Genomic DNA, 24,013 nt, shown 5'->3' with positions numbered 1-24,013 from the left:
GGCATCATCCGATATTTCGAACAGTAAGGGCAGGGCATGGGACGACCTGGCCTGAACCGCAGGCAACTTCTCGCCGGACTCGGCGGGTTGACTGTGGCGGGCAGCTTCGGCTTTGCGGCACTCGGGACCGGCGCCGACGCGCTCGCCTCCGGCGCGGACACCCGGGTGCGCTACTGGAACCTCTTCAGCGGCGGCGACGGCGCCAACATGATCGCGATGCTGGACGCCTACCGGAAGGAACATCCGGGCGTCGACGTCAAGGACTCCACGCTCCAGTGGGGCAACCCGTACTACACGAAGCTCGCCATGGCCGCCGCGGGCAACCGCGCGCCGGACCTCGCCGTCTCTCACCTGGGCCGCGTCACCGGATTCGCGCCGGGCCGCCTCCTGGACGCCTGGGACGTCGACCTGCTCGCCAAGTACGGCGTACGGGAAGCCGACTTCAACCCCGCGCTGTGGAAGCGCGCCGTCATCGACGGCAAGCTCTACGCCCTGCCGCTCGACATCCACGTCCAGCTCTGCTTCTACCGCAAGGACGTGCTGAAGAAGGCCGGCCTGCTCGGCGACGACGGCCGGATGATCCCGGTGACCTCCACCGACGAGTGGTTCGACGTCCTGAAGAAGGCCAAGGCCGTCCAGAAGAAGGGGCTGCAGACCATCGGTCTGTGGACCAACGACCAGAACTTCCAGTGGTGGTTCTTCGTCGCCTTCTACACCCAGCTCGGCGGCACCTGGTTCAACGACGCCGACACCGAGGTCCTCTTCGACGTCGACAAGGCCACCCAGGTCCTGGAGTTCCTGCGCCGGCACGTCACCGACGGCTACGTCATACCCGGCGCCCCCACCGGCGAGCAGTTCATCAACGGCGCCCCCTTCACCTGGGAGGGCAACTGGTCGGTGCCCGTCTTCTCCGGCGCGAAGCTGGAGTACGGCGCGACCCCGCTGCCGCCCGTCTTCGGCAAGGCGGCCACCCACGCGGAGTCGCACTCCTTCGTACTGCCCCACCAGGAGAACCGCGGCGGCGCCACCGACGAGGCCGCGCACCAACTGGCCGCGTACGTCGTCAAGCACGCCCAGCAGTGGGCGGCCGGCGGGCACATCCCCGCGTACACGCCGACCCTGTCCACGGACGCGTACAAGAAGCTCCAGCCGCAGAACGAGTACGCCTCCGCCATGGACCACCAGGCCACCGAGCCGAAGGTGTGGTTCGCGGGCTCCACCGGCATCCTCGCCCAGGACCTCGGCCCGATCGTCGTCTCCTCGACCATGGGCTCCGCCAAGCCGGCCGCGGTCGCCAAGACGATGAAGAGCCGTCTCACCAAGCTCCTCGCTTCCAAGAACCCGATGGACGGCAGGACTGCCGCGCAAGGAGGTGCGGTCGCATGACGACGACGAGTGCGACAGGTCTGCTCGCTCCGGCGGCGCAGCCGAGGACCGCCGTGGCCGGTGCCACCGTCCGCCGCAAGCAGGGATTCCAGCACGGGGGCTGGTTCGTCGCCCCCTTCGTGGCCCTGTTCGCCCTGTTCGTGATCTGGCCGCTGCTGCGCGGCATCTATCTCAGCTTCACCGACGCCAACATCACCGGCGCAGGGGCGAGTTTCATCGGCTTCGACAACTACCGCGAGGCACTGCACGACCAGGCGATGTGGGACGCGCTCGGCCACAGCGCGTACTTCACGCTTCTCGTCGTCCCCTGCATCACGCTCCTCGCCTTCCTGCTCGCGATGCTCGCGCACCACATCGAGCGGGGAAAGTGGCTGTGGCGGCTCTGCTTCTTCGCGCCGTTCCTGCTGCCCTCGACGGTCGCGGGCAACATCTGGCAGTGGCTGTTCACCCAGGGCATCGGCCTCTTCAACGAGACCTTCGGGATCGACACCCCCTGGCTGACCGACAAGGCGTACGCCATGCTCGCCATCGTCATCACCACCCTGTGGTGGACGGTCGGCTTCAGCTTCCTGCTCTATCTCGCCGCCCTGCAGGGCATCCCCGACCACCTCTACGAGGCCGCGAGGCTCGACGGGGCGAACGCCTGGCACCGCATGGTGCACATCACTCTGCCGATGATGCGCAACATCACCGGTCTGGTGATCGCGCTGCAGGCCCTCGCCTCGCTCCAACTCTTCGACCAGGCCGTCGTGATGATGGACTTCAGCCCGGGCCCCGAGCTCAGCACCAGGTCGTTCGTGCAGTACACCCTCGAACAGGGCTTCACCAGCTACCGCGTGGGCTATGCCTCCGCGATGTCCATCATCTTCTTCGTGATCATCGCATGTGTCGCCGTGGGCCGGATGTGGCTGCTGCGCAACCGTGAGGAGGGCGGCCGATGACCACCGCCGCGAGTACGCCGATACCTGCCAAATCCCGCAAGGCCAGGCGCCCTTGGACGCCCAGCCAGATCGTCCTCACCCTGCTCGGGGTCGCCGTCTCCGCCCTCTTCGTGGCGCCGATCGCCGCGGCCCTGCTCACCTCGCTCAAGTCCGAGACCGAAGCGGCCGCGATCCCGGCGCACTGGATGCCGCAGCACTGGACGGGCCAGGCCTGGAAGTCGCTCTTCCAGTCCGGCAACATCACCAACTGGTTCGTGAACTCCCTCGTGGTCTCCCTGTGCGTCACCACCCTCGTGCTCGTGGTGAGCGCCCTGGCCGCGTACGGCTTCGCCCGCTCGGAGTTCAGGGGCAAGAACGTCCTGATGGGCGTCGTCATGGCGGGCCTGATGGTCTCCCCGGCCGTCCTCGGCGTCCCGCTGTTCACGACCGTCCAGCAGATGGGGATGGTCGACACGTACTGGGGGATGATCCTGCCGCAGTGTGCGCCCGCGGCCATGGTCTACATCCTCTACAAGTTCTTCCAGGGCATTCCCAAGGAGCTGGAGGAGGCCGCGTACATCGACGGCGCGGGACGCTGGCGGGTCTTCTTCACCATCGTCGTGCCGTTGTCGCGCCCCTCGCTCGCGGCGGTCGGGATCTTCACCTTCATCGCCTCCTGGAACAACTTCCTGTGGCCGTACATGGTGACCAACAACCCCGACCTGATGACCATGCCCAACGGCATCGCGACGGTCATGAACTCCTACGGCATCCAGTGGGCCCAGCTCATGGCCGGCGGACTGATGGCGGGCCTCCCGCTCATCATCGTCTTCGTCTTCTTCCAGCGGCAGATCGTGGCGGGCGTCGCCCACACGGGATTGGCGGGGCAGTGACCGCGCGCAGAGCACTCACTGCGGTGGTGGCCGCGGCCTTCCTGGCGCTGCTCCCCAACACGGCCCAGGCGGCGGTGAGTTATCCCGACCCGCAGCCGATCACCGGCCAGCAGATCATCCACGACCCGACGGTCATCCCGCTCAAGGGCGGCGGTTACGTCGCCTACTCGACGGGCGGGATCATCGGCGCCCGCCTCTCGAAGGACCGCAAGCAGTGGGACGACGCGGGCAACGCCTTCGCCGCCCCGCCCGCCTGGTGGTACGAGTACAACGCCACCGGCGACCCCTGGGCACCCGACATCTCCTACCGGGACGGCCGGTACTGGCTGTACTACGCGGTCTCCTCCTGGGGTACGAACCACTCCGCGATCGGCGTCGCGACCTCCACGTCCGGCCTCCCCGGCACCTGGACCGACCACGGCAAGGCCTTCTCCTCCGAGACGACCGACACCTGGAACGCCATCGACCCGGCGCTCATCAAGGCCGACGGCAGGCTCTGGATGGCGTTCGGCTCGTACTGGTCGGGCATCCGCATGGTCGAACTCGACCCGCGTACGGGCAAGGCCCGCGCCGGCGCGGAGGTCGGCCAGCTGGCGACGCGCCCCGATCTCCCGTACGCGGTCGAGGGCCCGTACATCGTCAAGCACGGCCGTTACTTCTACCTCTTCGCCTCCTACGACGCGTGCTGCGCGGGCACCTCGTCGACGTACAAGATCAAGGTCGGCCGCTCTACGTCCGTCACCGGGCCGTACGCCGACTCCACCGGCACGCCGATGCTCCAGGGCGGCGGCGACCTGCTCCTGGCCGGCCACGGCAGGTACTACGGCCCCGGCGGAGAGTCCGTCTTCCGCGACCACGGCCAGGACGTCCTCGCGTACCACTACTACGACGGCGACGACAACGGCACACCCAAGCTCGGCCTCAACACGCTGCAATGGCGCGGCGGTTGGCCCAAGGTCTCCTGACTCCTGACCACCTGGACCACCCCCACCACGTCCGTACCACTGAAAGGCAGCCATGCCGCTCCGCACCTCCCGCTTCACCCTCGACCCCGCCTTCTCCGTCGGTGAGGTCGACCCGCGCCTCTTCGGATCCTTCGTCGAGCACCTCGGCCGCTGCGTCTACGACGGCATCCACGAGCCCGGCCACCCCGCCGCCGACGAGGCGGGCCTGCGCACCGACGTCCTCGACCTCATCCGCGAGCTCGGCGTCACCGCCATCCGCTACCCCGGCGGCAACTTCGTCTCCGGCTACAAATGGGAGGACTCCGTCGGCCCCGCCGAGGAGCGCCCGCGCAGGCTCGACCTGGCCTGGCGCTCCACCGAGACCAACCGTTTCGGCCTCTCCGAGTACATCGCGTTCCTGAAGAAGATCGGCCCACAGGCCGAGCCGATGATGGCCGTCAACCTCGGCACCCGGGGCGTCGCGGAAGCGCTCGAACTCCAGGAGTACGCCAACCACCCGGCCGGCACCGAACTCTCCGACCGCCGTATCTCCCACGGCGACAAGGACCCCTTCGGCATCAAACTGTGGTGCCTGGGCAACGAGATGGACGGCCCCTGGCAGACCGGCCACAAGACGGCGGAGGAGTACGGCCGCCTCGCCGCCGAGACCGCGCGCGCGATGCGCCAGATCGACCCGACGGTCGAGCTCGTCGCCTGCGGCTCCTCCAGCCAGGCGATGGAGACCTTCGCCGACTGGGAGGCCAAGGTCCTGGCCGAGACGTACGACCTCGTCGACTACATCTCCCTGCACGCCTACTACGAGGAAAAGGACGGCGACCGCGACTCCTTCCTGGCCTCGGCGGTCGACATGGAGTCCTTCATCGAGAACGTGGTCGCCACCTGCGACCACATAGGCGCCCGCCTCAAGTCGAAGAAGAAGATCAACCTCTCCTTCGACGAGTGGAACGTCTGGTACCAGAGCCGCACCGAGGCCGAAGTCGGCGCCCTGGACTGGCCGGTGGCCCCCCGCCTCCTGGAGGACAACTACAGCCTCACCGACGCCGTCGTCTTCGGCTCGCTCCTCATCGCGCTGCTGCGCCACGCGGACCGGGTGACGGTCGCCTGCCTCGCGCAGCTGGTCAACGTCATCGCGCCGATCATGACGGAGCCGGGCGGCCCGGCCTGGCGGCAGACGACGTTCTTCCCGTTCGCGCAGGCGGCGCGGTACGGGCGCGGCCGGGTCCTCGACGTACGTGTGGACTCGCCGACGCACCCGACGGCGAAGTACGGCGAGACGGACCTGCTGCACGCGACGGCGGTACGGGCCGAGGACGGCACGGTCACGGTGTTCGCGGTGAACCGCAGCCAGACCGAAGCACTCCCGCTCGAAGTGGCCCTGGGTGCGCTGGACTTGACGGCGGTCGTCGAGCACAGCGTCCTGGCCGACGCCGACCCCGAGGCCCGCAACACCCTCGCGGAACCGGAGCGGATCGCCCCGCACGAGGTGGCAGGCACGACGCTGGCGGACGGCACGCTCAGCGCGACGCTCGAACCGCTCTCCTGGAACGTCATCCGCCTGGCCTGACCCTCCGCACCCCCCACCCCGCAACACCCCGGGCGGCGGAGGCCACCTCCCCGCGGCTCCGCCGCCCGGGCGCCCGCACGACCCGACCCGAACGGCCTGACCCTTCAGAGCGCGGTGGCGGCCTTCACCACCGCGCCGATCAGCCGCTCGTTCTCCGGAGCCGCGCCGCCGGGGAAGGCGAACCGGCGGCGCGTGTAGGCGTACGAGATGCCGTTGCGCGGGTCGGCGAGCGCGAGGGCGCCGGCCGCGCCGCTGTGGCCGATGGCGTCGGCGCCCAGGGCGCGGTACTTCTGGCCCAGCGCCTGGAAGCCGAGACCGAAGGTCTGGTCGAGCTCGCCGGTGACCAGGTCGCGGCCCGTGGAGTGGATCCGGGAGAACTGGGAGTACGTACCGGGGTCCAGCAGCGCGGCCCTGCCCCCGATCTCGCCGAAGACCGCGGCGTACAGGCCGGCGAGCCCGCGGGCGTTGCCGACGCCGGCGGCGGAGGTCTGGCCCTTGGCGCGTACGGCACGGGTGTTGATGAAATCGACGCTGTCCAGCGGCGCCTTGCCGTTCAACCCGAAGGCGATACCGAGCAGGCTCTGCGGGGACGACGCCTTCGCGGCGATCTCGGCCCGCTGCCCGGGTGTCGGCAGCATGGGGAGGATGGGGAGGTAGCGCGGCTCCAGCTGCTCGGGCAGCCCCAGATACAGGTCGAGCCCGTACGGCGCCCGTACGCGCTCCTCGAAGATCTCCTGGATGGTCCGCCCGGTGACCCGGCGTACGACCTCACCGGTCAGCGCGCCGATCACCAGCGCGTGATAGCCGAAGCCGGTCCCCGGCTGCCAGAACGGCCGCTGCCCGGCGAGGCGGGCGGCGAGCACCTGCTCGTCGGCGTACTCCTCCGGGCTGAACCCGTCGTCCGCGCCGACGACCCCGGCACGGTGGGCGAGCAGCTCGCGCAGGGTGAGGGCGCCCTTGCCCTCGGCGGCGAACTCGGGCCAGTAGGCGGCCACTTCACGGTCGAGGTCCAGCGTGCCGTCCTGCACGAGCAGCGCCACGATGAGATGGGCTGCGCCCTTGGTGGCGGAGTACACGCCGGTGAGGGAGTCGCCGGTGACGCTGTCCCCGCCCCACAGGTCCACGACGAGCTGCCCGTGGTGATAGGCGGCGAGCTGCGCGCCCGGGTCGTGGGCCTCGCCTGCGACGAAGGCGGCGAACTCTTCCCGTACGCCTTCGAAGCCTGCGGCGACGGTGCCCTGGACGGTGGTGGTGCTGCTCGTGGTCTGTGACATGTGCGGTGCCCTCCCCGGCGACTCTGCTCTGCAGAGATGACCAAGCGGGGGAGCCGCCCCAAAATTCCCCGGGACCGGGCCCCGAGCGGTGGGCGGGGTCTGCCCGGGGCGGCCTAGTAGGGAACCGTGTCGCATGTGGTCTTCGCCCAGGCCGAGGCGCCGTATTTGTTGGCCGCGCGCACCGTCCAACAGATCTCGTCACCGGAGTAGGGGTCCGGAATGGTGTAACTGGTGTTGCTCGTGGAGTAGATGGTGTCGATGTTCTTCTTGGTGAAGTTGCTGCCCTTGTTGGTGAAGTGGATGTCGTACCGGGTGGCCCGTGACACCGCCGGCCAACTGCCCTTGATCGGCATGGTGCAGGCACCGACGCAGGAGTTCGTGTAGACGAGGGTGTACGAGGTCATGGCGGGCGGCCGGGTCCCGGTGGACGAACCGCCGGAGCTGGACGAACCTCCGCCGCTCGAACTGGTCGCGCCCGAGGATCCGCCCGACGAACCCGAGCCGCCGGAGGTCGTGGTCGTGCCTCCCGCGGCCGATCCTGAGGACCCGCCCGATGATCCACCGGTGACAGTCGAACTGCCGCCGTCGGCCTGCTCCTTGGGCTTGTCCTTGCCTGCCGAGCCACCCTTGCCCTTTGGCTTCTTCGACGGCGAACTACTCGGCGCTGTCGGCGAGTTGCTGCTTGCGGGAGATGCGGGTGAGGTGCCCTCGGGTGTCTGGGCCTGCACCTTGTCGCTGCTGCTGCTCCACGGCTGGAGTACGGCCATCGTGCCTCCGCCGACGGTGAGCACGAAGACGAAGGGCAGCGCGATGATCGTGCGACGGCGGCGGGGCCGCCGACCGCGCCGATCCGCCTCCGCCACGGCCACCGCCTCCGGACCGGCACCCGCCTGTACGACGACGGGCAACTCGCCCGCCGGGCGCAGCCCGGCGGTGGTCCAGTCCGCGGGCTCCTCGCGCAGCGGCCGCACCTCGGCGTCGAGCAGCCGGGCGGCCTGCTGGGCGAGGCGCGTGACGACGTCGCCGGGCAGCCATGCCCGCCCCTCGGCGGCAGGAGGGACCCGCTCGGGATCGGCCAGCATCGTGTCGACACCGGGCCGTTGCCCGGCGTCCTTGGTCAGGCACTGTGCGATGAGCGACCGGAGGGCGAGATCCTCGATCTCCTCCAGATCCGGCTCCTCCTGCACGATCTGATACATGACGGCGTGCTGGTTGCTGGCCCGGTTCCCGAAGGGCAGCCGCCCGGTCGCCGCATAGGTGAGGACGCACCCGAGCGTGAAGACGTCGCTCTTGGGCCCCGCGCTCTCCCCGCGTATCTGCTCGGGCGACATGAAGCCGGGGGACCCGATGACCATCCCCGTGCTGCTCAGCAGCGACTCGACGGAGGTCTCGAGCGCCCGCGCGATCCCGAAGTCGATGACTTTGGTGCCATCCACGGTGAGCATGACGTTCGAGGGCTTCAGGTCGCGGTGCACGATGCCCGCGTCATGAATGTCCTTCAGGGCGCGCAGCAACCCGTCCGCGAGGGTGTGCACCGAGGCGACGGGCAACGGCCCGTGCCGCCGTACGATCTGCTCCAGCGAGAGCCCCGGCACATATCCGGTCGCCACCCATGGCGGCGTCTCGTCGGGCCCGGAGTCGAGCACCGGCGCGGTGTACCGCTCGGCGACGCGCCCCGCAGCCTCGATCTCGCGCCGGAACCGGGCCCGGAACCGCTGGTCGGAGACATGCTCCTCGTGCACGACCTTCACGGCGACGGTGCGCCCGCTGTCGGCCCGCGCGAGGAACACCCGCCCCATGCCCCCGGCCCCGAGCCGGCCGAGCAGCAGATAGGGCCCGATACGCGCAGGGTCGAAGGCGGTGAGCGGCTTGATCCCCCCGTCGACGTAATCCTCCTGCTTGCCCTGCTCGTCCCCGTCCCCGTTCGCACCGTTCATGGTGGTAAAGCTCCCCCGATATGGTCCTGCCTGGCCATCCGTGCAACGCCGCTGAGAATAGAGGTCGTTGATGTACGGGGTGAAGGCGGGGACGGCATGGTGCGGCGTGGAATTCGGGACAACGCGTGGATCGGCCTGCCAGGGGTGACGCTGGCGATCGTCGCATCGGTCGGCGGCTGCGCAGCCCTGCCTGAAACGCAACAAGCAGGCAGTACGCCACGCGTGGGCGCGGTCCGGCATGAGGAGGAGCCCGTCGAGCGAAGGTTTCCGGAGTTCGGCGAGGTGGTCGCCACGGTCTGGGTGGCTGAGGAACTGGGTGTGCGGAGGTCGTCCGTTCCCGGCCCGACGGACATTCGCCTCGTGGGCAGCGCTTCGTTGCTGAAGCCAACGGTCAGGAGAATCCTGCGCGACTTCGTCTGGCGGGAGACCTCGATGGACGTTGCCCTCCCCGACGGCGGTATCGCCAAGGAGCTGAGGACCGAGGGCGAGTGGGTCACCAGCCCGGATTTCGACCAGTCGGTGACTCGGGGTTCCTATACCGGCAGGTTCTATCTGAACGCGAAGGACGGCGTGATGCTCTTTGACGCCGTGAACCCGACTCCCCCTGCAGAATCCTGAGTTGCCTGCCGACGGGCAAGGAGGCGCGCCCGCACGAGGCCCCGGCGCAGAGCTGTGCGCCCCCGCGGCGTCAGGGCCTGCGGGGGCGCACAGCGGTCCGGTGCGGGGTCAGCGGGTGGAGAAGGTGTGGAGCGTTGTCGTGCGGTACGTCTGGCCCGGGCGCAGCACCGTCGACGGGAACGACGGGTGGTTCGGGGAGTCCGGGTAGTGCTGGGTCTCCAGGCAGAGGGCGTCGCCCTGGCGGTAGATGTGGCCGGACGTGCCGACCAGCGTGCCGTCCAGGAAGTTGCCCGAGTAGAACTGCAGGCCCGGCTCAGTGGTGTGGATCTTCATCACCCGGCCCGATGACGGGTCCGAGAGGGTCGCCGCGTAGGCGGGGGTCGATGTGATCCCCTTGTCCAGCGCCCAGTTGTGGTCGATTCCCTTTCCGTAGAGGAGCTGCTGGTTCGCCGTACGGATGTCCTTGCCGATCGCCTTCGTGCGGCGGAAGTCGAACGGCGTGCCCGCCACCTTCGCCAGTTCGCCCGTGGGGATCAGCGTCGAGTCGACGGGGGTGTAGCGGGAGGCGGCCAGCTCCAGGGTGTGGTCGTAGATCGAGCCCGTGCCCTCGCCGGCCAGGTTGAAGTACGTGTGGTTGGTGAGGTTCACGACCGTGGGCTTGTCCGTCGTCGCCTCGTAGTCGATGCGCCAGTCGCCTGCCGCGGTGAGCGCGTAGGTGACCTTGACCTTGAGGTTGCCGGGGTAGCCCATCTCGCCGTCGGGCGACGTGCGGGTCAGGACCAGGCCGACCTCCGAGCCCTTCGTGTACGGGGCCACGTTCCAGAGCTGCTTGTCGAAGCCCTTCGTGCCGCCGTGCAGGGTGTTCACGCCGTCGTTCAGGGGCAGTTGGTACGTCGTCCCGTCCAGCGTGAACTTGCCGCCCGCGATCCTGTTGCCGTACCGGCCGATCAGGCCCCCGAAGAACGGGGACTTGGCCACGTAGTCCGCCAGGTTGTCGAAGCCGAGCGCGACGTTCGCCTTGCGGCCGTGGCGGTCCGCCGTCTCCAGGCGGTGGATGATCCCGCCGTAGGAGAGGAGCTGGAGCTTCGTGCCGCCGTTCTCGATCGTCCAGACGTACACCTTGGTGCCGTCCTCGAGCGTGCCGAAGTACTCCTTCGCCGGGGTGTGCGACCGGTGCGCCCCGCCGCGCGACGCCGCGTCCGCCTGAGTCGTGCCGAGTGCCGTCGCAGCCACGCCTGCGGCTGCCGTCGCTGCCAGAACTGTGCGTCTGCTGGTGTCCATGTACGGCTCCAATGAAGGGAGTTGCGTTACGAACCGACCTTGCGCTTGTTGTAGACGTCGAAGCCGACCGCAGCGAGGAGCACGAGCCCCTTGATGACCTGCTGGTAGTCGGTGCCGATGCCCACCAGAGACATGCCGTTGTTCAGCACGCCCAGGACCAGACCGCCGATGATCGCGCCGAAGACCGTCCCGACTCCGCCGCTCATCGAGGCGCCGCCGATGAACGAGGCGGCGATGGCTTCGAGTTCGAAGTTCACGCCGGCGTTGGGGGTGCCCGCGTTGAGGCGGGCGGCGAAGACGATGCCCGCCAGGGCGGCGAGGACGCCCATGTTCACGAAGACCAGGAAGGTGACGCGCTTGTCCTTGACGCCCGAGAGCTTCGCCGCGGGCTGGTTGCCGCCGAGTGCGTACACATGGCGGCCGACGACCGCGTTGCGCATCACGAAGCCCAGGCCGATGAGGAGCGCGGCGAGCACCAGGAGGACCACCGGGACGCCCCGGTAGCTCGCGAGGGTCATCGTGAAGGCGAAGACCGCGGCGATCATCGCCACCAGCTTGGTGATGAAGATGCCCTGGGGCAGGACCTCCAGGTCGTACTGCTGCTGGCGGCGGCGCGAGCGGAACTCCTGGACCAGGACCACCGCGACCAGCACGATCCCCAACAGCACCGTCAGGTTGTGGTAGTTGGTGTTGGGGCCGAACGCCGGGAGATATCCGGTGGAGATCTTCTGGAAGCCCTCGGGGAAGGGGCCGAGCGACCGCGAGCCGAGCAGGATCTGCGTGGCACCGCGGAAGATCAGCATTCCCGCCAGCGTGACGATGAAGGATGGAATGCCCACATAGGCGATCCAGAAGCCCTGCCAGGCGCCCGCCACCGCGCCGATCGCCAGCGCGATGACCATGGCGAGGACCCAGGGGACCTTGTGCTCGACCATCATCACGGCGCACGCCGCCGACACGAAGGCGGCCAGCGAGCCGACCGACAGGTCGATGTGGCCCGCGATGATGACGATCATCATGCCGATGGCCAGGACCAGGATGTAGCTGTTCTGGAGGACCAGGTTGGTGACGTTGTTCGGCTTGAGCAGGACGCCGTCGGTCCATATCTCGAACAGGATGACGATCAGGCCGAGCGCGATCAGCATCCCGTACTGGCGCATGTTGCGGCGCGCCGATTCCAGGAGCAGGGCACCGGCGGTGGCGCTCGGGGGGCGGGGCGCCGGCGGGGCGCTCTTCTTGACGTCGGTGGGGACCGGGCCCATGTCGACTACCTCTTGTCCATGGTCATGTGGCGCATCAGAACTTCCTGCGTCGCTTCGGCTCGTGCGATCTCACCCGTGAGCCGGCCGGCGGACATCGTGTAGATGCGGTCGCACATGCCGAGCAGTTCGGGGAGTTCGGAGGAGATGAAGACGACGGCTTTGCCTTCGGCCGCGAGCTGGTCGATGACGGTGTAGATCTCGTACTTGGCCCCTACGTCGATGCCGCGGGTCGGTTCGTCCAGGATCAGGACGTCGGGACCCGCGAAGATCCACTTGGAGAGGACGACCTTCTGCTGGTTGCCGCCCGAGAGGCGTCCGACCTGCTCGAAGACCGTCGGGGCCTTGATGTTCATGGTTTTACGGAAGGACTCGGCGACCCGGGTCTCCTCGTGTTCGTCGACCACCCCGCGCTTCGACACCTTGTCCAGCGCGCTCATGGTGATGTTGCGGCTGATGGTGTCGATGAGGTTGAGGCCGTACTGCTTGCGGTCCTCGGTGACATACGCGATGCCGTGACCGACCGCCTCGGGGACGGTCTTGGTCCGGATCTCCTTGCCGTCCTTGAAGACCGTGCCGCTGATGTTGCGGCCGTACGACCGCCCGAAGACGCTCATCGCGAGCTCGGTGCGTCCCGCGCCCATCAGCCCCGCGATGCCGACGATCTCGCCCCGCCGCACGTGCACGGAGACGTTGTCGACGACCTTGCGCTGCTGGTCGATGGGGTGGTGGACGGTCCAGTCGCGGACCTCGAGCGCCGGGTGGGCGTCCGCCGTCCCGTCGTAGTGCGTCCGCTCGGGGAAGCGGTGGTCGAGGTCGCGGCCGACCATGGAGCGGATGATCCGGTCCTCGGTCGTCTCGGCCGCGCCCACGTCGAGCGTCTCGATCGTCCGGCCGTCGCGCAGGACCGTGACGGAGTCGGCGACCGCCGCGATCTCGTTCAGCTTGTGCGAGATGATGATCGAGGTGATGCCCTGCTCCTTCAACTCACGGATGAGCTTCAGGAGTTGGGCGCTGTCCTCGTCGTTCAGGGCGGCCGTCGGCTCGTCCAGGATGAGCAGCTTGACCTCCTTGGAGAGCGCCTTCGCGATCTCCACGAGCTGCTGCTTGCCGACCCCGATGTCCGCGACCCGCGTCTGCGGATGCTCGCTCAGACCGACCCGCTTGAGCAGCCGCGAGGCGTGCCGAAGCGTCTCGTTCCAGCTGATGAACCCGCGCGTCGCGTGCTCGTTGCCGAGGAAGATGTTCTCGGCGATCGAGAGGTACGGGATGAGCGCCAGCTCCTGGTGGATGATGACGATCCCGCGCGCCTCGCTCGCCCGGATGTCCTTGAAGGAGCAGCCCTCGCCCTGGAAACGGATCTCGCCGTCGTAACTCCCGTGCGGATGCACTCCGCTGAGGACTTTCATCAGGGTCGACTTGCCCGCGCCGTTCTCCCCGCAGATCGCGTGGACCTCGCCGGCGGCGACGGTCAGTGTGACGTCGGAGAGCGCCTTGACCCCGGGGAAGGTCTTGACGATCGAGCGCATCTCCAGGACGGGGGCTCCGGTCACTTCAGGTCACTCGCCTTGATGTAGCCCGAGTCCACCACGGCCGACTGGTAGTTGGACTTGTCGACGCTGACCGGGTTCAGGAGGTACGCCGGGACGACCTTGACATCGTTGTTGTACGTCTTGGTGTCGTTCGTCTCCGGGGTCTTGCCGGTGAGCACCGCGTCCGCCATCTGCACGGCGACCTTGGCGAGCGCCCGGGTGTCCTTGTAGACGGTCATGGTCTGCTGGCCCGCGATGATCGACTTCACCGAGGCGACCTCGGCGTCCTGGCCGGTGACCAGCGGGTAGGCCTTGGCGGCCGTTCCGTAGCCGTCCGACTTCAGCGAGGAGAGGATGCCGATCGATATGCCGTCGTACGGCGAGAGAACCGCGTCGACATGGGCGGAGGAGTACGCCTTGGTCAGCAGGTCGTCCATGCGCTTCTGCGCGGTCGCGCCGTCCCAGCGCAGGGTGGTGACCTGGTTGAGGGCGGTCTGGCCGCTCTTGACGACCAGCTGCTTCTTGTCGATGTACGGCTTCAGGGTCTTCATCGCGCCCTGGAAGAAGTAGCGCGTGTTGTTGTCGTCCGGGGAGCCGGCGAAGAGCTCGATGTTGAACGGGCCCTTCTTGGCGCCGCTTTTGAGGCCGAGCTTGTCGACGAGGTAGCTGGCCTGCAGGACGCCGACCTTCTCGTTGTCGAACGAGGCGTAGTAGTCGACATTCTTGGAGCCGAGGATCAGGCGGTCGTAGGAGATGACCTTGATCTTCTGGTCGGCGGCCTGCTGCAGGACGTCGGAGAGCGCCTTGCCGTCGATCGCCGCGACCACCAGGACGTCCACGCCCTTGGTGATCATGTTCTCGATCTGGTTGACCTGCTGGTCGACGCTGTCCTCGCCGTACTGAAGATCGGTCTTGTAGCCCAGGGCCTGGAACTGCTTGACCATGTTGTTGCCGTCGGCGATCCACCGCTCGGAGGACTTGGTCGGCATGGCGATCCCGATCGTGGACCCCTTGCCGCCCGACTTGGTCTCTTTGCTGCCGCCCGAACTGCTCTGGCCACAGGCGGCAAGCGCGAGAGTGAGCGATCCGGCGATCAGGGTGAGTGCTGCTCTGCGGGTACGCATGGTCATCAGTCCTCTGCGGGGGCGGGTGTCGGTACGGGGAAGCGGTTGAGCTTGCCGGGCAGGCGTGAGCCGAGCGGGGACATGCCGCCGTCGGCGCCGTGTCTGGCCAGCAGATCCAGGGCGAGACGGCCGCGGCGGACGCGTTCGCGTGCGGTGTTGAGGGTGTGGTCGCGCAGCTGGGCGCCGTAGGGATAGATCCCGGGGGACTTCGAAAGGCCGAACTTCAGATAGATCGGGGCACCGCGCCGGATCAGCTCGGCGGCCTCGTACATCCGGACGTAGCCGCCCAGGTCGTCGGGGGCCTCGATGTAGAGGTCCATGGGGGTGGCGGAGACCCGGCGGATCTCCGTGAAGTGGGCGAGCGTGAGGTCGGAGGGGATGTTGATGGAGTCCGCGCCGAGCTGCTCGTAGACGGCGTACGAAGCCGGGTTGACCGGTCCGATGAGCGCCGAGACCTTGAAGGTGGTGTCCGCGGGCAGGACGCCCTGGGCGCGCAGCTGGTGCAGCGACCAGAGCACGCCCTCGTCGGCGACGAGCAGGCACTTGACGCCCAACTCCGTTGCCCGCAGGGCGTCTTCGACGCACCCGGCGAGCGCGTCATGGCCGCGGGCGCGCAGCCCCGCGCCGCCCGAGTCCGTACGCGTCGACCCGCCGATGTCCCAGGTGCCGCGCGGTCCGGTGAAGAGGCAGAGCTCGATGTCGCGCTCGGCGCAGGCCTCGACCATGTCGGTGATCTCGGAGTCGGTGAGCATCCAGACGCCGCTGCCCTGGCTGATCCGGTGGATCGGCACGTCGAGGCGCGAGGACTCCTTCAGTACGACGGCGAGCGCCTCCGGGCCTTCGACCGAGGGGATCTCGGTGCGCCAGGTGCCACCGTCGGGGAAGGCGTGCGGGGAGGAGTCGGCGGGGTTGTCGGCGGGCGCGGCGAGGCCGAGCGCGGCGAGGGCCTGTTCGCCGGGGCGGCGGGCTCCTGAGGGGGTGGTCACGTGACTCCTCGGTGTTCGAAATTTCGTACGCGGTTCGGATCGTTGGGCAGCGGAGAACTACTCCGGGCGCAGCAGAACCTTGCCGACCTTCGGGTCGCCGCTGCCCACCAGGTCGATGGCGCGCGGGAATTCGGTGAGCGCGAGCTCGTGGGTGATCAGGGGCACGGGGTCCAGGAGGCCTGCGCCGAAGACTCGTACGGTGTGCGCCCAGGCGGCCGGACTGGCGCCGAACACGGTCTGCACCTCCAGCTGCCGTACGACCAGATCCGTCGGGTCGAGCCCCTGCGCACCGGCCGCCGGGAGCCCGGTGAGGACCAGGCGGCCGCCCCGGCGCAGGAGGGCTGCGGCGGTGGTGGCGGCGGAGGCGGAGCCCGCGGTCTCGATGACGACGTCGAAGTCGGCGGCGGGGAGGTCGTGCCGGGTGCGGAAGGACGTCGCGCCGAAGGTACGGGCGAGCTCCTCGCGGTCGGTGCTGCTGCCCACGGTGAGCAGCTCGCCCGGGGAACCGGCGGCCAGGAACTGCACGGCGAACATCCCGAGCGTCCCGGTGCCGACGACGGCGACGCGCTCGCCGGGCACGGCGTTCGCCTTGAGCGCGGCGGCCGCGATGCAGGCGGCGGGCTCCAGGAGGGCGGCGGCGTTGAGATCGGCGTCGTCGGGCAGGACGTGGAGGAGGCGGGCGGGGAGGGTCAGGGTGGGGGCCATGGCGCCGGGCTGGGTGAACCCGGTCTCCTCGTACCCCGCGGTGCAGAGGGTGGTGTCGCCGGCGTGGCACCGGTCGCACACCTGGCAGTTGCGGAAGCCCTCGCCGACGACCTTGCGCCCCACGAGGGCGGCGGGCGCGCCGGGGCCCACGGCCTCGACGGTTCCTGACCACTCGTGGCCCGGGGTGACGGGGTAACGGACGTACTCCGCAGGCCTGTTGCCCTGCCACAGCTCGCGGTCGCTGCCGCAGATGCCGGAGGCGTGAACCCGGACGCGGGCTTCGCCGGGGGCGGGCGGGGTGGGCTCGTGAGGTACGAGGCGGTAGGTGCCGGGGGCGTCGAGGACGACGTGGGTGGCGGTCATGCGGGGCTCCCGTCGGGGTGGGTGGTGCGGTGCGGGTCCAGACGGAGATCTTCCCCGACCCCGCCCCTTCCCGAAGCCTTGGCTGCGCCCCGGACCCCGCTGTACGCGACCTTCGGCCGCGTGTCCTCAAGCGCCGGACGGGCTGACTTTTGCTGGACTTCGCTCGCACCCGCGCGGTCAAAGCGAAGGTGGCCAAAATCGAGCCCCTGCGGCGATTGAGCAGCGGGGGTCCGGGGGCGGAGCACCCGAAACGGGGCCCGGGGCGGAGCCCCGGTTCGGGAAGGGGCGGAGTGGGGGAGAGGCCCGCCGCAGGCGAACCGGCCCCCACTTCGCGCGCGGCCCGGTCTCACTCGCCGCCCCCCGCCTTAGGTGCCCGCTTCTCCCAGCCCTCCGACCACAGGTCGAACTTCGCCTGCTGCTGCGGGAATTCCGCCGCCGCGTCCACATCGAGCTCCACCCCGAGCCCCGGCGCGTCCGAGATCTCGAAGTATCCGTCGACCACCTTCGGCGCCCCCTTCACGACCTTCTTGATCTCCGCGTCCGCGAAGTCGTTGAAGTGCTCCAGGATCTTGAAGTTCGGTGTGGAGAAGCCCACTTGGAGCGAGGCGGCCGTCAGTACGGACCCGCCCACGTTGTGCGGCGCGACCAGCATGTAGTGCGTCTCGGCCGCGGCCGCCAGCTTCCGCGTCTCCCAGATGCCGCCGATGTGCCCGACGTCCGGCTGGATGATGTCGACGGCCTGGGACTCGAAGAGCTCCCGGAACTCGATCCGGTCGTGGATGCGTTCCCCGGTCGCGACCGGGATGTCCACCTTCGCGGCGACCTTCTCCAGTGCCTTCAGGTTCTCCGGCGGCACCGGCTCCTCCAGCCACGCCGGCTTGAAGGGCGCCAGATCGCGCGCGAGGCGCACCGCCGTGGACGGCGAGAACCGCCCGTGCATCTCCAGCATCAGCTCCGCGTCGGGCCCGATCGCATCGCGCACCGCCTCGATGAGCGACACCGAGTAGTTGGTCTGCGCCTGGTCGAGCTCGAAGTGCCCGGTCCCGAACGGGTCGATCTTCAGGGCGCGGTAGCCGCGCTCCATGACCGCCTGCGCCGCCTTGTGATAGGCCTCCGGCGTCCGCTCCGTCGTGTACCAGCCGTTGGCGTACGCCTTGACCTTGTCGGTCACCTTGCCGCCGAGCAGCTGCCAGACGGGCACGCCGAGCGCCTTGCCCTTGATGTCCCAGCAGGCCATCTCGATGACGGCGATCCCGGACATGACGATCTCGCCGGCCCGCCCGTAGTCGCCGTACTTCATCCGCCGCACGAGGTCCTCGACCGCGAACGGGTCGGACCCGGCGATGTGGTTCGCGGTGGCTTCGTGCAGGTAGCCGAGCAGTGCGTCGGTCCTGCCCAGCATGCGGGTCTCGCCGACGCCGGTGATGCCCTCGTCGGTGTGGACCTGGACATAGGTCAGGTTGCGCCAGGGCGTCCCGACGACGTGGGTGCTGATTCCCGTAATGCGCACGGCAGTTGCCCCTCGGAGGTTGTTCGGTATTTCGTCACACGTTCGAAATGCTGGCGTGACGGTAATCGCGACCGGTGGCCAGCGTCAATGGTCCTGCGCAGGTCGGTTTCGGCGGCGTGACGGGGGTGTTGACGGAGGGGCGCGAGGGGCGGCATGCTCCCGGCTGCCGAAATATCGTAAAGCGTCCGAAATCTCGAACCCCGCGCCTCGAGCTTAAGGAGCCCCACATATGACCCGGATCAGCCGCCGTACCCTGATCGCCGCTGCGGGCGCAGCGCCGTTCGCGTACGCACTGAGCCAGTCGACCCCCGCCTCCGCGGCCCCCACCGCCGCCGGGCCCGCCGCCCTCCCCGCCGCCACGGCCCACTGGGCCTTCGACGAGGGCACCGGCACCTCCGCCGCCGACTCCTCCGGCAACGGAAACACCCTCACGCTCACCGGCGAGGCGGCCTGGGGCGCGGCCAGATCGGGCGCGTACAGCCTCGACACCACGTCCACCGGATACGCCGAGCACGCCTCCGCGGTCGTCGACACCTCCGCCGCCTTCTCGGTCTCGGCCTGGGTCCGCCTCGCCCGCAGCGGCGGCTACCAGACCTTCGTCTCCGCCGACGGCACGGCGGTCAGCGCCTTCTTCCTCCAACTCCGCGACGACACCGGCGCGTTCGCCTTCACCCGCATGTCCGCCGACTCCACCGACGCGAACACCGCCACAGCCGTCGCAGGCGCCACCTTCGCCCCCGCCACCGGCACCTGGTACCACCTCCTGGGCGTCGACGACCCGACAGCCAAGACGGTCAGCCTCTACGTCAACGGCGTACTGGAGGGCGAAGCCGCCTACACAGGAGGCTGGAAGAACCCGGCAGGCACCACCGCGATCGGCCGGGGCTTCTACGGCGGCGCGAAGACCGACCAGGCGTACGCGCTGATCGACGAGGTCTCCCTCTACGCCACCGCCCTCACCGCCGACCAGGCCGCAGCCCTCGCAGGAGTGGACCCCGCCGACACCGCGCCCCTGCTCACCGTCGACACGGCGACCGCGGGCCCCACCGTCAGCCCCGACCTCGGCGGCATCTTCTTCGAGGACATCAACCACAGCGGCGAAGGCGGCCTCTACGCCGAACTGGTCAACAACCGCAGCTTCATGGCGGCGGCCACGCCCCTCCACTGGACGGCGACAGGATCGGCCGCGATATCCATCGACACGTCGGCCCCGCTGAACACCGCCCTCACCCAGTCCCTGAAACTCACCGTCACCGCCCCCGGCGACGGCATCTCCAACGAGGGCTTCTGGGGCATCCCCGTCCGCCCCCGCACCACCTACCGCGCCTCCCTCTGGGCCAAGGGCACCTACCGCGGCAAGCTCACCGTCGCGCTGCGCGGCAAGGACGGGACGGTGTACGCGAGCGGCACGACAAAGAAGGTCACCGGCGACTGGACCAAGTACGACCTCACACTCCGCACCGGCGCCACGGCCCCCACCACATCGGCCGCCACCCTCACGGTGACCACGGACACCTCGGCATCCGACACCCTCTGGTTCAGCAACGTCTCCCTCTTCCCGCCGACGTACAAGAACCGCCCCAACGGCCTGCGCGTGGACCTCGCGGAGAAGCTCGCCGCCCTGAACCCCAAGTTCCTGCGCTTCCCCGGCGGCAACTACCTCGAAGGCAGCGTCATCGCCGACCGCTTCGACTGGAAGAAGACGATCGGTGCCGTCGAGGAACGCCCCGGCCACCAGAACTCCGCCTGGGGCTACTGGTCCACCGACGGCCTCGGCCTCCTCGAATACCTTCAGCTCACCGAGGACCTCGGCTGCGCCCCGCTGCTCTGCGTCTTCGCGGGCTACGCCCTGGGCGGCGAGCACGTCACCGGCGACGCGCTCAAGCCCTTCGTCCAGGACGCCCTGGACGAGATCGAGTACCTGACCGGATCCACCAGCACGACCTGGGGAGCGAAGCGCGCGGCCGACGGCCACCCCAAGCCCTTCCCCCTCACCTACGTGGAGATCGGCAACGAGGACTGGTTCGACGTCTCCGGCTCCTACGAGGAGCGCTACGCGGCCTTCTACGACGCGATCAAAGCAGCCCACCCCCACCTCAAGCTGATCGCGACGACCCCCGTCGCCTCCCGCCCGTACGACCTGATCGACGAGCACTACTACCAGTCCCCGTCGGCCTTCCAGCACGGCGCGCACAAGTACGACAACCGCGACCGCACCACCCCCAAGGTCTTCGTCGGCGAATGGGCCTCCCAGGGCGGCCGCCCCACCCCCAACCTCGACTCCGCACTCGGCGACGCCTCCTGGCTGACCGGCCTGATCCGCAACTCCGACCAGGTCCTGATGGAGTCGTACGCCCCGCTCTTCAGCCACGTCAGCAACAACGTCTGGGCCACCAACCTCATCGCCTACGACGCCCTGACGAGCTACAACTCACCCAGTTACTACGCCCAGCAGATGCTCCGCACCCTCCAGGGCACGGTCGTCGCCCCGACGACGGCCCGCGCGCTGCCCGGCCTCAACACGGTCACCACCCGCGACCCGAGGACGGGCCGCCTCTACACGGCGGTGGTCAACTACGACTCCGTACCGCGTACGACGGCAGTGGAGATCAAGGGCGCGCAGAAGGTCCGGTCCGCAGGCCGCGCCACAGTCCTGGCAGGCACGGCGCTCACCGACACGAACACCCTCACCGACCCGGAGAAGCTGACCCCGCGAACCCAAAGGATCACGGGCCTCTCCACCGCCTTCACCTACACCTTCCCCCCGTTCTCGGTCACTGTCCTGGAGGTTGACGCGCCTCGCTAAGCTCCTCCCCATGCGAGATCTTGGGGCGGGCTTCGGTTATCTGATGAAGGGCCAGCGCTGGGTCGGCGGGCACGGGCGGCAGTACGGCTTCGGCCTGCTGCCCGGGCTGCTGACCCTGGTGCTGTACGTGGCCGCGCTGACCGGGCTCGCCTTCTGGGCGGACGACGTGATCGCCTGGGCCACCCCCTTCGCGGACGACTGGAGCTCGCCCTGGGCGGGCCTGTTCCGCGGCTTCCTGACCGCCTTCCTCTGGGCCCTGTCCCTCCTCCTGGCGGTCATCTCCTTCACGGCGGTCACGCTCCTCATCGGCGAACCGTTCTACGAGAAGCTCTCCGAGGAGGTCGACCGCAGCGAGTCCGAGGACGGCTCGGCCCCCGAATCGGGGCTGCCGCTCTGGCGCGAACTGTGGATCTCGGCGCGCGACAGCCTCCGCATCCTCGTCCGGGCCGCGCTCTGGGGCATCCTGCTCTTCGCACTGGGCTTCATCCCGGTGATCGGCCAGACCGTGATCCCCGTGCTCGCGGTCTGCGTCACCGGCTACTTCCTCACCCAGGAGCTGACCGCGGTGGCGATGCAGCGCCGCCGGGTGGAACTCCGCGAACGCCTCACGCTGCTGCGCTCGCGCCGCCTGCTGGCCCTTGGGTTCGGTGCGCCACTGGCGGCGTCGTTCCTGATCCCGTTCGTCGCGGTCTTCCTGATGCCGGGTGCGGTCGCGGGGGCGACGCTGATGACGCGCGACCTGCTCGGCGAGAACCAGCCGGAGCCCGAGCCCGAGCCCGAGCCGGCTCCGGAGCCGCAGCAAGGGGTGCGGCCCCCGGCCCCCTGGTAGGCGACGCACCTTCCGGCCCGCCCGCCATCCGGATACCCCCTTGATCCCCGGCGGCCCCGCCGACACCATCCCCACATGACCGAAGTCATCGCAGTAGCCGTCATCACGATCCTCGCCGTCATCAGCCCCGGCGCGGACTTCGCCATGGTCGTCCGCAACAGCTACCTCTACGGCCGTACGACCGGACTGCTCGCCGCCGCAGGCGTGGCCGCCGGCGTCCTCGTCCACGTCACGTACACCATGCTCGGCGTAGGCCTGCTGATCGCCTCTTCCACCTCCCTCTTCACGGCGATCAAGCTCGTCGGCGCGGCCTACCTCGTCTACATCGGCATCCGCACCTTCCGCACCCGCGGCGACCTCGAACTCGACCTCGAATCGAAGCCCGAACTCTCCCCGCTCGGCGCCCTGCGCACCGGTTTCCTCACCAACGCGCTCAACCCGAAGACGACCCTCTTCGTCGTCTCGACGTTCACCCAGGTCGTGGGCCCCGGCACCCCGGTCGCCCAGCAGCTCGGCTACGGCCTGTTCATGTCCGTGGCCCACTTCGGCTGGTTCGGCCTGGTCGCGCTCCTCTTCTCCAACTCCCGCCTGCGCACCGCCATGCTGCGCAGGCAGAAGGCACTCAACCGCGGCATCGGCTCGGTCCTGGTCGGCCTCGGTGTCACCCTGGGACTCGCGCGCTGACGAGCCCCGGGAGGGTGGCGGACGCTTCGGCGCGCACCGCGCCGTCGGGCCCCCACACCGCGCTCAGCCCGCATCCGTCGTAGGGTCCGGCCCGCCCGACGTGGTTGGCGAGGGCGACGTACAGTCCGTTCGCCTTCGCCAACGCCGGATACACCGTGTCCCGTTCACGCTCCCCGTTGCCCCGCCCGTAGAGCGAACTGGCCATGTACACACCGCATCCATCGGCAGCCGCACGCTCGGCCAGCTCCGGAAAGTGGTTGTCGAAACACGTGGCCAGGGCGACCCGCACCCCACCCACCTCGAACCGCCCGTCGACCGCGCCCGCAGCGAAGAGCCCGCGTTCGCTCTCGTACAGATGCTGCTTGTCGTAGCGCGTCACCAGCGCGCCGTCGCGTCCGTAGACATACGAGGTGATGGCGGGCCGGGAGCCGTCGCCGGCCGGAGACGGCGCCGCGCAGTTGACCACGGCCACCACCCCCGTCTCCCCGCAGGCCTCCCGCACCGGGTCGATCCTCGGATCGTCCGCCTGCGCCCACAGCCCCGGGTCCCCGGCGAGCAGCTCCAACTCGTAACCGGTCAGCGCCAGTTCGGCGAAGCCCAGCAACGCCGATCCCTCACCGGCGGCCTCCCGTACGAACCGGGCCATCACCCGCGCATTGGCGGCGACGCCACCAGGCTCGCAGGTGAACTGTGCGGCAGAGATGATCACGTCCGCTCCGGAGCGAGAAGAGTGACGAAGGCGCGGAACGCCGCGGCCATGTCCACCGACTCCGGGTCCAGGAGCCACTGGTACTGCAGTCCGTCCATGATCGCGACCAGCAGGGGCGCCGTCTCCTCCGGTGTCAGCCCGCCGGGCAGCCGGTCGCCGAACTCCTCGCGCAGGGTGTCCGCCATCGACGTACGGACCTGCTCGTACCGGCGCGTGAAGAAGGAGCGCGCCGGATGGTCCTCGGTGACGCTCTCGCCGAGCAGCGCGGCGAAGGTCTGGACGATCCCCGGCCGCATCGCGTTGTACTCCACCAGGGAGCCGAGCAGTTCGAGACTCCACGGCCCGGCCGAGCGCCCGGACGCGCCGGGATCCCACCGGTCCCTGGCCTCCAGCACGGCGACGAGCAGCGCCTCCTTGGTGGGGAAGTAGTGCAGCAGCCCCTGCTGGGTGAGGCCGACGCGCTCGGCGACCGCGGCCAGGCTCGCGCCCCGGTAGCCGCGTTCGGCGATCACTTCGAGGGCGGCGCGGAGGATCTCCGCACGCCGCTCCTCGTTCCTGGCACTGGGCACGCACCGACTCCTTGATCACGAACGCATAACGAATCCGACCACTCCACAGGAGATGGGGTCAGGATAGAGACACACACCCGACAGGAACACAGCGGAGGT

At 69.2% G+C, this 24,013-nt stretch carries 20 protein-coding genes; 9 read left to right on the top strand and 11 right to left on the bottom strand.

Annotation, left to right across the window (positions count from 1 at the left end):
- Positions 1-36 precede the first annotated feature (36 nt).
- The 5 genes from AB0H78_RS36225 to AB0H78_RS36205 are packed head-to-tail and all read left to right on the top strand — an operon-like array spanning position 37 to position 5,728.
- Complete coding sequence (locus AB0H78_RS36225; RefSeq protein ID WP_363239080.1) at positions 37-1,386, top strand: extracellular solute-binding protein; 1,350 nt, start codon at positions 37-39, stop codon at positions 1,384-1,386.
- Complete coding sequence (locus AB0H78_RS36220) at positions 1,383-2,327, top strand: sugar ABC transporter permease (RefSeq protein WP_363239079.1); 945 nt, start codon at positions 1,383-1,385, stop codon at positions 2,325-2,327. The genes AB0H78_RS36225 and AB0H78_RS36220 overlap by 4 nt, the downstream gene beginning before the upstream one ends.
- A complete protein-coding gene (locus AB0H78_RS36215) occupies positions 2,324-3,199 on the top strand; it encodes a carbohydrate ABC transporter permease (RefSeq protein ID WP_363239078.1) in 876 nt (291 codons plus the stop codon). Before AB0H78_RS36220 ends, AB0H78_RS36215 begins: the two co-directional genes overlap by 4 nt.
- Positions 3,196-4,164 (top strand): arabinan endo-1,5-alpha-L-arabinosidase, encoded by a 969-nt coding sequence (locus AB0H78_RS36210; RefSeq protein WP_363239077.1) that lies wholly within the window; start codon positions 3,196-3,198, stop codon positions 4,162-4,164. Before AB0H78_RS36215 ends, AB0H78_RS36210 begins: the two co-directional genes overlap by 4 nt.
- Positions 4,165-4,216: 52 nt before the next feature.
- On the top strand, positions 4,217-5,728 hold the full coding sequence (locus tag AB0H78_RS36205) for an alpha-N-arabinofuranosidase (RefSeq protein WP_363239076.1): 1,512 nt from the start codon (positions 4,217-4,219) through the stop codon (positions 5,726-5,728).
- Positions 5,729-5,832: 104 nt separating this feature from the next.
- Here AB0H78_RS36205 and AB0H78_RS36200 read toward each other — a convergent pair whose 3' ends face one another.
- Together AB0H78_RS36200 and AB0H78_RS36195 are read right to left on the bottom strand one after the other, a co-directional pair.
- On the bottom strand, positions 5,833-7,002 hold the full coding sequence (locus AB0H78_RS36200; protein ID WP_363239075.1) for a serine hydrolase domain-containing protein: 1,170 nt from the start codon (positions 7,000-7,002) through the stop codon (positions 5,833-5,835).
- A gap of 113 nt (positions 7,003-7,115) precedes the next feature.
- A complete protein-coding gene (locus AB0H78_RS36195; RefSeq protein WP_363239074.1) occupies positions 7,116-8,939 on the bottom strand; it encodes a serine/threonine-protein kinase in 1,824 nt (607 codons plus the stop codon).
- A 96-nt stretch (positions 8,940-9,035) separates the two neighbouring features.
- On the opposite strand from AB0H78_RS36195, the gene AB0H78_RS36190 reads away from it, so the two are divergent.
- Positions 9,036-9,557, top strand: a complete 522-nt coding sequence (locus AB0H78_RS36190; protein ID WP_363239073.1) for a hypothetical protein — start codon at positions 9,036-9,038, stop codon at positions 9,555-9,557.
- A gap of 108 nt (positions 9,558-9,665) precedes the next feature.
- Here the strand turns inward: AB0H78_RS36190 and AB0H78_RS36185 are convergent, their stop codons facing one another.
- The 7 genes from AB0H78_RS36185 to AB0H78_RS36155 all read right to left on the bottom strand — a co-directional run bounded on the left by AB0H78_RS36185 (position 9,666) and on the right by AB0H78_RS36155 (position 18,317).
- Positions 9,666-10,838 (bottom strand): aldose epimerase family protein, encoded by a 1,173-nt coding sequence (locus AB0H78_RS36185; RefSeq protein WP_363239072.1) that lies wholly within the window; start codon positions 10,836-10,838, stop codon positions 9,666-9,668.
- Positions 10,839-10,864: 26 nt separating this feature from the next.
- Positions 10,865-12,100, bottom strand: a complete 1,236-nt coding sequence (gene mmsB, locus AB0H78_RS36180) for a multiple monosaccharide ABC transporter permease (RefSeq protein ID WP_363239071.1) — start codon at positions 12,098-12,100, stop codon at positions 10,865-10,867.
- 5 nt (positions 12,101-12,105) lie between these two features.
- A complete protein-coding gene (gene mmsA / locus AB0H78_RS36175; protein WP_363239108.1) occupies positions 12,106-13,626 on the bottom strand; it encodes a multiple monosaccharide ABC transporter ATP-binding protein in 1,521 nt (506 codons plus the stop codon).
- A gap of 20 nt (positions 13,627-13,646) precedes the next feature.
- Positions 13,647-14,759, bottom strand: a complete 1,113-nt coding sequence (gene chvE, locus AB0H78_RS36170; RefSeq protein ID WP_363239070.1) for a multiple monosaccharide ABC transporter substrate-binding protein — start codon at positions 14,757-14,759, stop codon at positions 13,647-13,649.
- Complete coding sequence (locus AB0H78_RS36165; protein WP_363239069.1) at positions 14,759-15,739, bottom strand: hypothetical protein; 981 nt, start codon at positions 15,737-15,739, stop codon at positions 14,759-14,761. The genes chvE and AB0H78_RS36165 overlap by 1 nt, the downstream gene beginning before the upstream one ends.
- Positions 15,740-15,796: 57 nt before the next feature.
- A complete protein-coding gene (locus AB0H78_RS36160; protein WP_363239068.1) occupies positions 15,797-16,807 on the bottom strand; it encodes an alcohol dehydrogenase catalytic domain-containing protein in 1,011 nt (336 codons plus the stop codon).
- A 346-nt stretch (positions 16,808-17,153) separates the two neighbouring features.
- Positions 17,154-18,317 (bottom strand): mandelate racemase/muconate lactonizing enzyme family protein, encoded by a 1,164-nt coding sequence (locus AB0H78_RS36155; RefSeq protein WP_363239067.1) that lies wholly within the window; start codon positions 18,315-18,317, stop codon positions 17,154-17,156.
- A gap of 229 nt (positions 18,318-18,546) precedes the next feature.
- Between AB0H78_RS36155 and AB0H78_RS36150 the strand changes: the two genes are divergently transcribed.
- The 3 genes from AB0H78_RS36150 to AB0H78_RS36140 all read left to right on the top strand — a co-directional run bounded on the left by AB0H78_RS36150 (position 18,547) and on the right by AB0H78_RS36140 (position 22,636).
- On the top strand, positions 18,547-21,123 hold the full coding sequence (locus tag AB0H78_RS36150) for an alpha-L-arabinofuranosidase C-terminal domain-containing protein (RefSeq protein ID WP_363239066.1): 2,577 nt from the start codon (positions 18,547-18,549) through the stop codon (positions 21,121-21,123).
- 10 nt (positions 21,124-21,133) lie between these two features.
- Complete coding sequence (locus tag AB0H78_RS36145) at positions 21,134-21,952, top strand: EI24 domain-containing protein (RefSeq protein WP_363239065.1); 819 nt, start codon at positions 21,134-21,136, stop codon at positions 21,950-21,952.
- A 75-nt stretch (positions 21,953-22,027) separates the two neighbouring features.
- Positions 22,028-22,636, top strand: coding sequence for a LysE family transporter (locus AB0H78_RS36140; RefSeq protein WP_363239064.1), 609 nt, complete (start codon positions 22,028-22,030; stop codon positions 22,634-22,636).
- On the opposite strand, the gene AB0H78_RS36135 is transcribed toward AB0H78_RS36140, so the two are convergent.
- Both AB0H78_RS36135 and AB0H78_RS36130 read right to left on the bottom strand, forming a co-directional pair.
- The gene (locus AB0H78_RS36135; RefSeq protein WP_363239063.1) at positions 22,614-23,345 is read right to left on the bottom strand and encodes a carbon-nitrogen hydrolase family protein; all 732 of its coding nucleotides are present in this window, start codon (positions 23,343-23,345) and stop codon (positions 22,614-22,616) included. The two genes, AB0H78_RS36140 and AB0H78_RS36135, sit on opposite strands and share 23 nt — an antisense overlap.
- A complete protein-coding gene (locus tag AB0H78_RS36130) occupies positions 23,342-23,914 on the bottom strand; it encodes a TetR/AcrR family transcriptional regulator (RefSeq protein WP_363239062.1) in 573 nt (190 codons plus the stop codon). The genes AB0H78_RS36135 and AB0H78_RS36130 overlap by 4 nt, the downstream gene beginning before the upstream one ends.
- Positions 23,915-24,013 lie beyond the last annotated feature (99 nt).

Origin of the sequence: Streptomyces sp. NPDC050738 (genome assembly GCF_040654175.1) — a bacterium.
Lineage (GTDB): Bacteria > Actinomycetota > Actinomycetes > Streptomycetales > Streptomycetaceae > Streptomyces.
The sequence above is the reverse complement of the archived record's forward strand: the minus strand, read 5'-3'. Positions and strand labels throughout refer to the sequence as shown.